The organism is Cupriavidus sp. 05N39, assembly GCF_056397325.1.
The window spans coordinates 1-12,888 of record NZ_JBFTNE010000060.1; the positions used below are offsets into that span (position 1 = coordinate 1).

The 12,888-nt window shown below is 67.0% G+C and carries 13 protein-coding genes; 2 read left to right on the forward strand and 11 right to left on the reverse strand.

Features of this window, described 5'->3' with window-relative positions; genetic code table 11:
• The 10 genes from AC1DN0_RS25630 to AC1DN0_RS25675 all read right to left on the reverse strand — a co-directional run.
• A partial coding sequence (locus tag AC1DN0_RS25630; protein ID WP_477146104.1) for an aldehyde dehydrogenase family protein occupies positions 1 to 798 on the reverse strand: 798 nt, incomplete at its 3' end.
• Positions 799 to 820: 22 nt separating this feature from the next.
• Entirely contained in the window at positions 821 to 1,627 is an 807-nt protein-coding gene (locus AC1DN0_RS25635; RefSeq protein WP_441627501.1) for an aspartate dehydrogenase, read from the reverse strand.
• A 12-nt stretch (positions 1,628 to 1,639) separates the two neighbouring features.
• On the reverse strand, positions 1,640 to 3,355 hold the full coding sequence (locus AC1DN0_RS25640; RefSeq protein ID WP_477103533.1) for a thiamine pyrophosphate-binding protein: 1,716 nt from the start codon (positions 3,353 to 3,355) through the stop codon (positions 1,640 to 1,642).
• Positions 3,348 to 4,151 carry an SDR family oxidoreductase gene (locus AC1DN0_RS25645; RefSeq protein WP_045238404.1) on the reverse strand — a complete coding sequence of 268 codons (804 nt, stop codon included), beginning with the start codon at positions 4,149 to 4,151 and terminating at the stop codon, positions 3,348 to 3,350. Before AC1DN0_RS25645 ends, AC1DN0_RS25640 begins: the two co-directional genes overlap by 8 nt.
• 5 nt (positions 4,152 to 4,156) lie before the next feature.
• Positions 4,157 to 4,987 (reverse strand): IclR family transcriptional regulator, encoded by an 831-nt coding sequence (locus AC1DN0_RS25650; protein WP_441627505.1) that lies wholly within the window; start codon positions 4,985 to 4,987, stop codon positions 4,157 to 4,159.
• 68 nt (positions 4,988 to 5,055) lie between these two features.
• The gene (locus AC1DN0_RS25655) at positions 5,056 to 5,592 is read right to left on the reverse strand and encodes a cupin domain-containing protein (RefSeq protein WP_035860623.1); all 537 of its coding nucleotides are present in this window, start codon (positions 5,590 to 5,592) and stop codon (positions 5,056 to 5,058) included.
• A gap of 17 nt (positions 5,593 to 5,609) precedes the next feature.
• Entirely contained in the window at positions 5,610 to 6,380 is a 771-nt protein-coding gene (locus tag AC1DN0_RS25660; RefSeq protein WP_441627508.1) for an SDR family oxidoreductase, read from the reverse strand.
• Complete coding sequence (locus tag AC1DN0_RS25665) at positions 6,373 to 7,440, reverse strand: Rieske 2Fe-2S domain-containing protein (protein WP_441627510.1); 1,068 nt, start codon at positions 7,438 to 7,440, stop codon at positions 6,373 to 6,375. Before AC1DN0_RS25665 ends, AC1DN0_RS25660 begins: the two co-directional genes overlap by 8 nt.
• Positions 7,441 to 7,559: 119 nt before the next feature.
• Positions 7,560 to 7,865 carry a recombinase-like helix-turn-helix domain-containing protein gene (locus AC1DN0_RS25670; RefSeq protein ID WP_441627512.1) on the reverse strand — a complete coding sequence of 102 codons (306 nt, stop codon included), beginning with the start codon at positions 7,863 to 7,865 and terminating at the stop codon, positions 7,560 to 7,562.
• A 271-nt stretch (positions 7,866 to 8,136) separates the two neighbouring features.
• Positions 8,137 to 9,018, reverse strand: a complete 882-nt coding sequence (locus AC1DN0_RS25675; protein ID WP_441627514.1) for an alpha/beta fold hydrolase — start codon at positions 9,016 to 9,018, stop codon at positions 8,137 to 8,139.
• A 489-nt stretch (positions 9,019 to 9,507) separates the two neighbouring features.
• Between AC1DN0_RS25675 and AC1DN0_RS25680 the strand changes: the two genes are divergently transcribed.
• Positions 9,508 to 10,605 (forward strand): porin, encoded by a 1,098-nt coding sequence (locus AC1DN0_RS25680; protein ID WP_441627516.1) that lies wholly within the window; start codon positions 9,508 to 9,510, stop codon positions 10,603 to 10,605.
• Between the two features lie 82 nt (positions 10,606 to 10,687).
• Complete coding sequence (locus tag AC1DN0_RS25685) at positions 10,688 to 11,671, forward strand: Bug family tripartite tricarboxylate transporter substrate binding protein (RefSeq protein ID WP_441627518.1); 984 nt, start codon at positions 10,688 to 10,690, stop codon at positions 11,669 to 11,671.
• Between the two features lie 70 nt (positions 11,672 to 11,741).
• On the opposite strand, the gene AC1DN0_RS25690 is transcribed toward AC1DN0_RS25685, so the two are convergent.
• A complete protein-coding gene (locus AC1DN0_RS25690) occupies positions 11,742 to 12,863 on the reverse strand; it encodes an NADH:flavin oxidoreductase/NADH oxidase (protein WP_441627520.1) in 1,122 nt (373 codons plus the stop codon).
• Positions 12,864 to 12,888: the final 25 nt, after the last annotated feature.

Sequence of the window (12,888 nt, forward strand, 5' to 3'; positions counted from 1 at the left end):
ATCCAGGTCCGCGTCCTCGAACACCATCGTCGGCGACTTGCCGCCCAGTTCCAGCGACACCGGCAYCATCTTGTCGGCGGCGATATGCGCGATATGGCGTCCCGTGGTGGTGCCGCCCGTGAATGACACGCGGCGCACCAGCGGGTGCTTGGTAATGGCGTCGCCGATCACCGAGCCCTTGCCGGGCAGCACGCTGATGAGGCCCTTGGGCACGCCGGCTTCTTCGCAGATGGCCGCCAGTTCGAGCGCCATCAGCGGCGTGATCTCGGCGGGCTTGATCACCACCGCGTTGCCGGCTGCCAGCGCCGGCGCCAGCTTCTGCGCCTCGCTGGCGATGGGCGAGTTCCACGGTGTGATCGCCGCCACCACGCCCATGGCTTCATGCACGCTCATGGTGAGAAAGTCACCACGCGCGGGCGTGAGCGTCTCCTCCAGCGTCTCGCAAGCCGCGGCGAAGAACTGGAAGGTGCCCGCGGCGCTGGCGACCAGCGCACGCGTCTCGCTGATGGGCTTGCCGTTGTCCAGGCGCTGGCGCTGGGCGAGGGGCTCGGCGCGCGCGCGGATCAGGTCGGCCACGCGATGCAGCACGGCTGCGCGCTCGTGCGGCTTGCGCTGGGCCCAGCCGCTGGTGAGGAACGCGCGATGCGCACCCTGCACGGCCTCTTCCACGTCGTCCAGGCTGGCCGCGTTCAGTTCCGCGACGACTTCGCCGGTGGCCGGGTAGCGCGTGGCGTAGCGCTCGCCGCCGCCCAGGCGCCACTGGCCTGCGATACAGATGGGGAGAATCTCTTGCTTCATGATGATTGCCTTGCTGCGCTGCTTAAATCGACATGGCGTGGGCACGGTTGCCCAGCGCACGCACCACGCTGAACACCGTCAGCGCCGAGGTCTTGGGATTGGCCGCCAGCGGCTTGCCGCGCATGGTCAGCTCGAAACCGCCGAAAGCGCCGCGCGCTTCCACATGGTGCACGTTCTCGTCCACGCCCGGATCGGCCAGCAGCCTCACCTGCGTGTGATCCAGCCCGAGCCCGGCCATCGACAGCGTGGCGGCCACATTGGCGTTCTTGGGATAGAGGCGCGCCGCTTCGCGGGCGGTGCCTTCGAAGATCACCGTGGCTTCGGTCAGCGCATCGAGATCGAACAGCGCTTCCGCCGGCGTATCCTTCCACGCGCCAGGCGGCTTGCGCCCGGTATAGACCACCGCATCGAGGCCGCCCACGCGCGCTGCCGCCAGCGCATCGATGGCGCCGATCGCGCCGGACAGCAGCTGCACCTGGGTGCCGCCGCGCCGTGCCGCCGCTTCCAGCCGTTCCGCCAGGCCCGGCGCCGACAGCGCGCCCACCGACACCACCATGCAGGCGATGCCGCGCTCCAGCGCCGGCACGATGTGCTCTTCCAGCGCATGGTGACCGGCGCATTCCACCAGCAGGTCGGGCCGTCCGTCGGCCTGGCTCAGGCTGGTGGCGACGCGCGCCCGCGGCGCCAGCGCGGAGACGGCGTGGCGGGCCTGGTCCATCTGGGCTTCCGGCACCACCACCACGTCGAACACGACATCCGGATCGCTCTTGAGCAGTTCGAGCACGCCGAGCCCGATCGCTCCGCACCCCACCATCGACACGTGCAGCATGTTGCGTCTCCCTCAGACAGTCACGGTGCTGTGTTCGGCCGCGCGCGCGGTCTTCTCGGCGTCGGCTTCCTTGTTGACCGGCGGGCCGGCGAATGCGGTCTTGAAGGTACCGATGGACAGCATGTCGATCTCCAGCAGGAACGGACCTTGTTCGGCGGTCGCCTCGTCCAGGGCGGCGCCGACATCCGCCAGGTTGCTGACGCGGCGATGGCGCAGCGCCAGCGATTGCGACAGTTGCGCGTAATCAGGCGTATGCAGGTCCACGTAGTGGCGGCGGCCGCCGTACTGCGCGTCCTGGATGTTCTTGATCACGCCGTAGCCTTTGTCGTTCATCAGCACGAAGACCACATCGGCGCGTTCCTGCACCGCGGTGGCGAGTTCGCCCAGGTTCAGGATGAAGCCGCCGTCGCCGGCCAGGCAGAAGGTCTTCTTGCCCGATGAAGTCACCGCCGCGCCCACTGCCGCGCCGATGCCCATCGCCAGGCCCTGGCCGATGCCGCCGCCCAGCGCATGCACGCCGGCGCGGGAGTCGAAGATGCGCAGCTGGCGGTTGCCCCAGGTGCTGTTGGAGACGGTAACGTCGCGCACCCAGTTGAAGTTGCGGCCTACCGCGCCCTGTAGCGCCTCCACCAGTGCCGAGTACGGGCCCAGGCCGTCGATCAGGCCGTTCATGGCGGCCTCATGCGCAGCGCGCAGGTCGGCGGCGAAATTCGGATCGACCTTCAGCTTGCCTTCCAGGCGGTCGGCCAGTCCGTCGAGCGCCAGCGCCGCATCGCCGCTGGCGAAGTAGTCGCTCTGGTAGCAGCGGCCTTCGGCGGAGGCATCGGCGTCCACGCGGAACAGCGGGCGCGGCAGCTTCAGTTCGTACTTCAGCGTTTCATTGCCGCGCAGGCGCGAGCCCACCACCAGCATGGCGTCGCAGCTTTGATAGAACTGCTCCACCGGCTTGTGCAGGTTGAAGGCGCCAAGCGAACGCGGATCGTCTTCCGCCACGATGCCGCGACCCTGCGTGCTCGTGACCACACCGAAGCCCAGCGCCAGCAGGCGCTTGACCTGCGCGCCGGCGTGGCGCGCGCCGCCGCCCAGCCACAGCAGCGGGCGCTTGGCCTGGGACAGGCGCTCGGCCAGTTCGTCCAGCGCATGGGCCGAGGGCACATGCGTGGGCACGGCCAGCGGGCGCAGGTCGGTCGGCATCGGGATCAGCGCGGCCTGGATGTCGATGGGGATTTCCACGCTGACGGGACCGCTCGGCGCGGTCAGCGCGGTCTGCACGGCGAGCTTGATCGTGCTGAGCGCGGTATCCGCGCTGCGGATGCGGAACGCGGCCTTCGAGATGGCCTTCAGCATGGTGAGCTGGTCCGGTGCTTCGTGGATGTAAGCCAGGCTCTGGTCCAAGTACGGCGTTTCGATCTGGCCGGTCAGGTGCAGCAGCGGCGTGCCGGCTGTGAGCGCTTCCACCATGGCGCCGGCGGCATTGCCGGCAGCGGTGCCGGTGCTGGTCAGGCACACACCCAGGCCACCCGTGGTGCGGGCACAGGCGTCGGCCATATTGGTGCCGCCCGCTTCGCCGCGCGCGGGGACGAAGCGGATCTTGCCGCGCTCGCCCATCGCGTCGAGGATGGGCATGTTGTGGATCGAGATGACGCCGAACGCAGCCTTGACGCCGCATTGTTCGAGGAAGGCGGCGATGGCGTAGCCCACCGTGACTTGTTGCTGTTCGTTACGCATGACGGGAAAGTCCTCCGGAAATATCGATGTGGCTGCCCGTGGTGTACGAAGACAACGGCGAGGCAAGGAACAGGATCGCGCGCGCAGCTTCCTGCGGCAGGCCAAGACGGCCAAGTTGAATATGCTTTTGCTGCGCCAGGCGCGCGGTCCACGCGGCCCAGTCGAGATCGCGCTCGGATTCCGGGCGCGCTTCGAAGCGCCGGCGCCACTGGCCCGACTCGACCAGGCCGAGCAGGATGCCGTTGACGCGGATGCCCTTGGGGGCGAATTCGGTTGCCAGCGAGCGCACCAGGTTATGCACGCCGGCACGCGCCGCGGACGTCGCCACCATATGCGGCTCCGGCTGCACGGCCAGCAGCGAGTTCACGCAGACGATGGCCGCGCTGTCCGAGCGCTCCAGCTGGGCAAGGAACGCGCGCGTGGCATGGATCACCGAGAAGAACTTGAGTTGCAGCTCTTCGAGCCATGCAGCGTCCTCGGTGTTCGCGAACGTGGAAACGCGGCCTTGCCCTGCGTTATTGACCAGCATGTCGGCCGGGCCGAGCGCGGCCTCGCTGGCGGCGGCAAAGGCGGCTACCTGCGCGGGATCCAGCACGTCGCAGGCGGCGGCGTACAGGCGGGCATCGGGGAAGCGTGCGCGCAGTTGGCTTTCCGCTTCGCGCAGCCGCGCTTCGTTGCGACCGCACAGCGCCACGGCGGCGCGCGCTTCCAGCAGTTGTTCGACGGTGGCCAGGCCGATGCCCGAGGATCCACCCGTGACGACGGCAACCTTGCCGTCGAGTTCAATCATGGACATCGTCCTCACTCCCGATACAGGTTGACCACCTTGCCGTGCTCACGCGGCCGGTAGTCCAGCAGGCGGGACAGCTCGCCCGCGGTGTCTCTGACTTTGTCTTCCATCATGTCCAGTTGCTCCGGATCGATGCGCGAGGCCGGGATGGTCACGCCCAGCGCCGCCACCACCTTGCAGGTACGATCCCGCACCGGTGCCGCGATGGTCGAGATGCTGGCCTCGAAGAACGCTTCCTGCAGCACCACGCCACGCTCGCGGTCGCGCTGCACCATCTCGAACAGTTCCTCGACCGTGGCCGGCGTGCTGGGCGAGAACGCTTCCAGGCGCGGCTCCGGATAGAGCTGGCGCAGCTCAGCCAGCGTCAGGTCTTCGAGCAGCACGCGTCCGAGCACGGTGGCGTGCGCCGGCAGGCGGGTCCCCACGGTGACGGAACTGCTGAACGGCGTGGGCGCCACCGACTTGGCCACATAGACAATCGAGCGGCCGTCGCGCACCACCAGGTTGCACGGGTAACGGATGTCGTCGCGCAGGCGATCCAGCAGCGGGCGTCCCAGCTCGGTGAGTTCCAGCGAAGCCAGGTACTCGAAGCCCAGGCGCAGCACCGCCATGCCGAGGCGGTAGTCGCGGCCGCCGTCGGTGCGTTCGACAAAACCCATCATCTCCAGCGTGGCCAGCAGCCGGAACACCGTGGAGCGGGGCACCTTGAGCCGGCGCGCCAGGTCGGCCGCCGACAAGGTACGGTCGCGGCGGCTGAACTCGGCCAGCAGGCGCAGGCCGCGTTCCAGTCCGGGCACGATGTACTTGTCCTGGCTGTCTTCCGGAAGGCGTTCTTGAGTCATGAGAGGTTCGTGTTCCACTGGGTCCGGCGCACGGCCGCGGTTGCTTTGGCGCGCCGGTTTTTCGCTTTTCAGCGCTTGACCTTGGTGAGCGGATGCTCGGGCGGGTACGTCGGCGTGATCGGCTTCTTGGCGCCGAGCATCACGCACATCAGCGCGTCTTCCTCGCCGATGTTGATTTCCTCGCGGTACACGCCGGGGGGCACCGAGACCAGATCGCGGTCGGTCAGGATGGTTTCGTAACGCTCGCCGTCCTTTTCCAGGATCAGCTTGATCTTGCCGCGCATGACGAAGAAGACTTCTTCCACATCCGTGTGCAGGTGCGACGGGCCTTCGTGGCCGGCCGGGATGATCATGGTCGAGAAGGTGAAATTCTCGGACGGCACGGTATTGGTGTCGGTGGCCACGCCGGTGCCGCCGGTGCCGAGGTAACGCATCTGCGCACGGCGGTACTTGGGATCGTAGTCAGCCTGGAACTTGAGAGCGTCCCAGTCGTAGCGGCGGGTGGAGAAGCGCGCGACGCGGGTCTCCATCCACTGGTCGAAGGAAGCGCCGGACGGCTGCTCCCAGGAACGCTTGATGTTGTCTTGTTGGGAAAGATCGCTCATTTGGATTCCTTGTTGACTCAGTGCATGACGAAGCCGCCGTTGACGGCCAGCGTCTGGCCCGTCACGAAGCGGGACAGATCGGATAGTGCGAACAGCACGGCCCCGGAAACATCCTCGGGTAGCTGCTCGCGGGAAATCGCGCGTTGCTCGCGATACAGGTCGCGCCTCTTCTGGGGCACGTATTCCGTCGCCTCCACCATGGTCAGCCCCGGTGCGATGGCATTGACAGTGACCTGGGCGTCGCCCAGCTCGCGCGCCAGCGAACGGGTCATGCCGATGATGGCGCTCTTGCTGGCCACGTAAGCCAGCAGGTTGGGCGCGCCCCACAGCGGCGTGTCCGACGCGAGGTTGACGATGGCGCCGCGGCGCGAGGCGCGCAGTGCCGGCAGGCAGGCCGTGGTCATCAACCAGGTGCCGCGCACGTTGATGTTCATCACGCGGTCCCAGGTGGCGATGTCGATGGCACTGGCGTCGCGGCCGCCGGAGTCGGTGACCGCGGCGTTGTTGACGAGCCCGTCCAGGCCGCCAAGCCCGGCCACGGCGGCGGCGGCGCAGGCCGTCACCGATTCGGGGTTGCCGAGGTCAAGCGCGAGCGGCAGCGCCGTCAGGCCACGGGCCTGCAACGCGGCGGCTTCCTCGTGCAAGCGATCGGCGAGGATGTCGGCCATCGCGACGGCGGCGCCGGCTTCGGCGATCGCGGTGGCAAAGGCCAGGCCCAGCCCGCGCGCCGCGCCGGTCACCAGCACGCGGCGGCCGGCCAGCAGGTTGTTGCGGTCGATCTCAGGCATGGCTCGCCACCCCGCCCACGGGCTTCAGCATGGCGACCGGCTCGTCGGCGACTTCCTGGTCGGCACGGCGGCGCAGCAGGCGGCGCACGCGCGTGATGCCCACATCATGCTGGTACAGCGTTTCATGTTCGCGCGCGTTCGGCGCCATCATCTCCAGCACCACGCGGTCCTGCTCCAGCACGTCCCAGTGCAAGCCTTCCAGGCGGTTGCGGTACAGGAAGCGCCAGACATCGCGCTCCCAGCCCTGCACGTGGCGGGTACGCCAGAAGAACACCATGCAGTGCTCCTCGTCGACCGGCGTGGCGATGCCGACGATGCCGAACGGGCCGCCGGGGCCCACCTTGGCGCGGTAGGGAATCGCCAGGCGCAGCCACAGGGTGCCGGTCTCGCCGAATTCCACCCAGTCGAAGTTCACGCCGCGCTGGCCGGTCTTCTCGAATACCAGGCCGGTATCGGTTTCGCGCACGGCCATCACGGCCTGCTTTTCACCCGAGGCCATCGAGTGCGACACCGCATGCAGGTAGGCGCCGTGCATCGGGTCCATGACGTTGTCGATGGCGTAGCGGTAGTTGCAGTCCCAGTGCGCCACGCACAGGAAGTTGCTGTGCTCGTCGCTCTCCAGTTCTTCCGGCAGGCGCAGCGCATCGGCACCGCCCTCGCCTTCCACCGGAGCGCGCTCGCCGAACCACAGGAAGATGGCGCCGGCCTTTTCCCGCACGGGGTAGCTGCGCACGCAGGTCTTGCCTTCGAGCGGGCAGTTGTCCACGGCCGGCACGCTCTTGACCTGGCCGTCGCCGCCGACTTCCACGCCGTGGTACCAGCAGGCCACGCGGTCGCCGAGGTTCCAGCCCATCGACAGGCGCGCGCCGCGGTGCGGGCAGCGGTCTTCCAGCGCGTGCACTTGGCCGGCGCCGTCGCGCCACAGCACGATGTCCTGGCCCAGGCGCGTAATGCCGATCGGTGCATGCGTGACCGCCCACGCGGCCGATACCGGATACCAGTAGTTATGCAGGCCGGCGTTCAGGCGCGCCTCAGCACGCGCTTGCTTGTTCGATTCCATTGTTTGCTCTCTTGCGGGTACCGGATCGGATCGCTATCTCGGAAGGGCATGCCTTGTTTCGCCGCCCGTCATGACGCAATCGCGTTGATGTTCTTGAACTGCCTCTTGGCTTCAGCCTCTCAGGCGCCCAGACGGCGCATTTCGGCGAGGAAGCGCTCTTCGGTCCAGGCCAGGCCATCCGCGCCCAGCAGGCCAGCGTCGTTGAACGCTCGCACGATGTCCGCCGGGCTCCTGGCACCGCCCTCGAATGCGGCCTCCAAGGCATCGCCGAGCGCGTCTTCATAAGCGGTGGGGGCGGCGGCGCGGGTCTGCCACACGATATTGGCCACCTTGCCGGGCTGCTCGATGTGGCCCTTGCCGGCGACATTGTTCGGCGCCGGACGCTCCCAGGGCGCCAGGTTCGGGTTGTATGCGAGGTTCTCCATTGCGCTGCTCCTTTGACCTTGTTGCCAGTCCGCTGATCTAGCGTTTTGTTCCACCTATAAAACGCTGATTTAAATATTGAACACAGACACCACTATAGGCAACGAAACTTTAAAAATAGAGTGGGGTTTACCCTGGAGATAAGCCGATGCCACTTGGGACTGGGCACGGGGCCGGGGACCGGCCGGAAGYACGCCGGAAGCGGGCTGGGAAAAACGGTGCGGAAGGRCGCGGCGCGGCTGCGCGCAGCCGTTTCCGCGCCCGGTGGACGTGTCAGGCGAGCGCGCTGCGAATCCAGCGGGCGACAGAGCCTGCCTGCTCCACATAGCAGGCATGACCGGCATCGGGCACCAGTTCGAACGGCAGGGCGAAGCGTTCCGCCAGCGCCGCGCATCCTGGCGGCGGCGTCACGATATCCAGTGCACCACAGCCGACCCGCGCACTGACGCCCGGGTCCCGGCGCGCAAGGTAGTCGCCGATATCGTCTCCGCACAGCATCGCCACGGCTTGCCGGTAGCCGTCCGGGTCCAGGCGGCGCATATTCCAGCGCACCCAGGCCTGCGCATCGGCGTCGGCCGCGGCGCTCAGCAGGCGGCCCGGACCACGCTCGGCCAGGCCCTCCACCCCAACTGCCGCAAGTGCGTCGAGCCGCTGGCGGGCCACCTCTTTTGCCTTTTCAGCCTTGCCGGGGCCGCCGTAGCCCTGGGCCGGGCTGAGCAGCAGCAGTTGTCCGGGAAGCTGCGCCGGGCCGGCTTGCGCCACGTAGGCGGCCGCCATCAACGCGCCGAGCGAATGGCCGACGATCACATCGGGCCGCACGTCCAGTGCGCGCAGCAGCCCCGCCAGGCTCCGGGCGTAGTCGGCTGCCGTGGGCGCAGCGGTTTGCAACGCTTGCGAATTGCCATAACCGGGTGCATCCCACGCAATCACACGGGCATCGGCCGCCAGCAGGCTCGCGCATGGCAACCAGGAAGCCGCGCCGGAACTGATGCCATGCAACAGCACCACGACCGGCCCGTGGCTTCCGCCGCGACGGTAAGCGATTTGCGCGCCGTCGCTGCCGGTAGCCACTCGCCGCTCCGTAAAGCCGGTGTCGAGCGCCCGCAGCAGCGCTGCCGCAGGCTGGATTGCCCGGGATGGGTCATTTTGTTCCATATATGAAACCGTAGTTTGCGAATAAAACCTAGGAAATATAGACCGCCTGCTGCCGGAAATTGATCAGGGTTAACCCCTCGCAAAAAAACTTCCGTAAACCGAGGCGCTGTCACGTTTTGGTGCAGGCGGACATGCCCCGGCACGCCGGCTATCGCCGGTCCCAGCGGCCGTGCGGTTCGTGGCGCGCGGCGGAGTCTTGCCCTACCGAACCATCGCACCGTTCTTGTGCACCGCTGTGCCGCGGATGCCGCTTATGCGGCGCTATCTCGTCGCGTCTCCACATCACTAGGGATTTCCCGCCCATGTTTTTCCGGAAACGAACGGCTATATTTTGCTCGTTGTTTCTTATGTAATCTGATGTTTCACATATAAAACAAAAAGCCGGAACGTGCACAACCAGAGATGCACCCATCCGGACCGGGTAATGGTCTGGCGAAGCATGGCGACGCCAACGAAACAATACGGTGGACAAGGAAGAGGAATCGATCAATGAAACTTGGACGGATTGCGCTGGCTGCGCTTGCAGCCACGGTACCCCTGCTGGCCTCGGCCCAATCGACGGTGACGCTGTACGGCGTGGTCGATACCGGCGTCGAGTACGTGAACAATATTGGCGCAGCAAAGGACAACGTGTTCCGCATGAACACCCTGACCGGGACGGTGCCGTCACGTTGGGGCATCCGCGGCACGGAGGACCTGGGCGGCGGCCTCAAGAGCCTGTTCGTGCTCGAATCCGGTTTCGCGCCTGACTCTGGCACGTCCAACCAGGGCGGCCGGCTGTTCGGCAGGCAAGCCTTGGTGGGCCTCTCCGGCCCCTGGGGCCAGGTGGCCCTGGGCCGCCAGTACACCATGCTGTTCTGGGCCACATTGGACCCGGACATCCTCGGCCCCAACGTGTACGGCTCGGGCTCCCTCGACAGCTATCTGCCGAACGCGCGCGCCGACAACGCCGTTTCCTACAAGGGCACGTTTGGCGGTTTCACGCTGGGCGCCACCTACAGCTTTGGCCGCGATACGGTGAATGCGGGCCCGAGCCCGGCCGGCACCAATTGCGCAGGCGAAAACCCGGCCGACTCAAAGGCTTGCCGCGAATGGTCGGCATTGCTCCAATACGACAACAAGTGGTGGGGCGTGGCAGCGGCCTATGACTCGCTGCGCGGCGGACCCGGAGCATTCGGCGGCCTGTCCAGGAGCAACCAGTCGGACGACCGGCTCTCGCTCAACGGCTATGTGCTGCTGTCCAAGACCAAGATGGGCCTGGGCGTGATCCGCCGCGACAACGATGGCAGCCCGACGCCGCGCAGCGACCTCTGGTACGCCGGCCTGGCGTATGACATCACGCCCGCGTTCACGCTGGCCGGCCAGGTCTACTACCTCAAGTTTCACAACAGCGACAACAAAGCGATGCTGTACGCGCTGCGTGGTACCTACGCCTTCTCCAAGCGCACCTCCGTGTATGCCACGGCCGGCTTCATCGACAACGGCGGCCAGCTCGCCCAGTCGGTCAGCGGCGCCCAGACGGGCTCCAACCCCAAGCCCGGCGGCAACCAGCTGGGCACGATGATCGGCATCAAGCACACGTTCTAAAGCCCGCGCGCCGCCATGCGGCGCAAGCCGGATGGCACGAATCGTCCCATCCGGCGCGAAGTCTACCTAGAGGCGTCTCATCATGAAGTTTGCAACCCGCAACCTGTTTGCTGCCCTCGCAGCCACGGCCGCCGTGATGGCGGCAGGCACCGCCTGCGCGCAGGCCTATCCCAACAAACCCGTTACGCTGGTCGTGGCCTACCCCGCCGGCGGCGATACCGACGTGCTGGCTCGCCTGCTCGCGGAAAAGCTCTCAGCGCGCCTGCACCAGTCCGTCGTGGTCGAAAACCGCACCGGCGCGGCCGGCACGATCGGCAGCGCCTACGTCGCCAAGGCCGCGCCCGATGGCTATACCTTGCTGGTCGCGCCCAACACGGTCGCCATCGCGCCGCTGGTGCTCAAGAGCGGCACCGGGGGCGCCTACGACGTGCGCAACGATTTCACGCCCATTGCGCAGATCGGCATCCAGTCGCTCTTCGTGGTCGTCAATAAGAACTCCGGGATCACCAAGCTGCCCGATCTGGTCGCACGCGCCAAATCCGGCAGCCTGCAAACCTATGCCAGCCCGGGCAACGGTTCGCCCATGCACATTCTTGGCGAACTGTTCAACAAGGCGGCTGGCGTGAAGATCTCGCAGGTGCCGTATCGCGGCACGGCGCCGGCGGTGGTCGACGTGCTGGGCGGCCAGGTGCCGATGACCTACTCCACGCTCGGCGCGGTGGGCCAGTACATTACGGCCGGCAGCATCGTGCCGCTGGCCGTGGCCGACCTGAAGCGCTCGCCGTTCGCACCGAACGTGCCGACGCTGCTCGAACTGGGCTACAAGGATGTGGACGTCGGCGCCTGGCAGGCGCTGCTGGCGCCGAAGGGGCTTTCGCCGGAACTGGTGAAGACGCTGAACGCGCACGTCAACGACATCCTGAAGATGCCCGACGTGGTCGCGCGCATGGCCACCATCGCGGTTACGCCAATTGGCGGCGAACCCGGCACGCTGGGCAAGCTGATCGCGTCCGATTCGACGCGCTATGCAAAGATCGTCAAGGAGTTCGGCATCCAGGCTGACTGACGCGAACAGGTGATGACGGCCCGCCCCTTCCGGCGGGCCGTTTTTCGTTGATTTTTCGCTGACACCGTGACTAGCGTTGCCCGAAGCTGGCATCGAAAAACAGATCCTTGTACTCGCGCGGCTGCGAACGCCAGTACTGCTTCGGCGCATGGACCTGCGCGCCAAGCCTGGCCGCGGCGTGCCACGGCCAGCGCGGATCGTAGAGCATGGCGCGCGCCAGCGAAACCGCATCCGCTTCCCCGTTGGCGATGATGGCTTCGGCCTGCTCGGGCTCGGTGATGAGCCCCACCGCGATGGTCGGCAAGCCGACCTCAGCCTTGACCCGCTGCGCATAGGGCACCTGGTAGCCGGGCCCCAGCTTGATGGCCTGCGCCGGCGAGACGCCGCCGGTAGTCACGTGGATCGCCGCGCAGCCACGCGCCTTGAGCGCCTTCGACAGCGCCACCGTGCCTTCGATATCCCATCCGCCAGGCACCCAGTCGGTGGCCGAGATGCGCGCCCACACCGGCTTGTCGGCGGGAAATGCCGCACGCACCGCGTCGAACACCTCGATGGGGAAACGCATGCGGTTCTCCAGGCTGCCGCCATACTCGTCCTCGCGCTTGTTAGCCAGCGGCGACAGAAACTGATGCAGCAGGTAGCCATGCGCGAAATGCAGTTCGATGCCGTCGAGCCCGAGACGCGCCGCGCGAACGGCGGCGGCGACGAAATCGTCGCGCACCTTGTCCATGCCTGCGCGATCCAGGGCCAGCGGCGCATCCTCGCCCTCCGCGTGCGGCACAGCGGATGGCGCCACCGTCTTCCAGCCCAGCGGCTGTTCGGGCCGTATCTGGCTGCCGCCGTCCCAGGGGGCATGGCTGGATGCCTTGCGCCCCGCATGGGCAAGCTGTATCGCAAGCGCAATCGGCGCGTGTGCCCTGGCTGCGCCGATCACTTTGCCAAGGGCCGCCTCATTCGCATCCGAATAGAGGCCAAGATCCCCCGGCGTGATGCGCCCTTCCGGCGACACGGCAGATGCCTCGATGATCATCATTCCGGCGCCGGACAGCGCAAGCTGGCCGAGATGAATCATGTGCCAGTCGCCGGCCGAGCCCTCCTCGGCGGAGTACTGGCACATTGGCGCAATCACGATGCGGTTTTCCAACCGCAGATTGCCAATGGATAAGGGTTGGAATAACCGGCTTTGACTCATGGGAACGACTCCTTGCTGTTTCCTG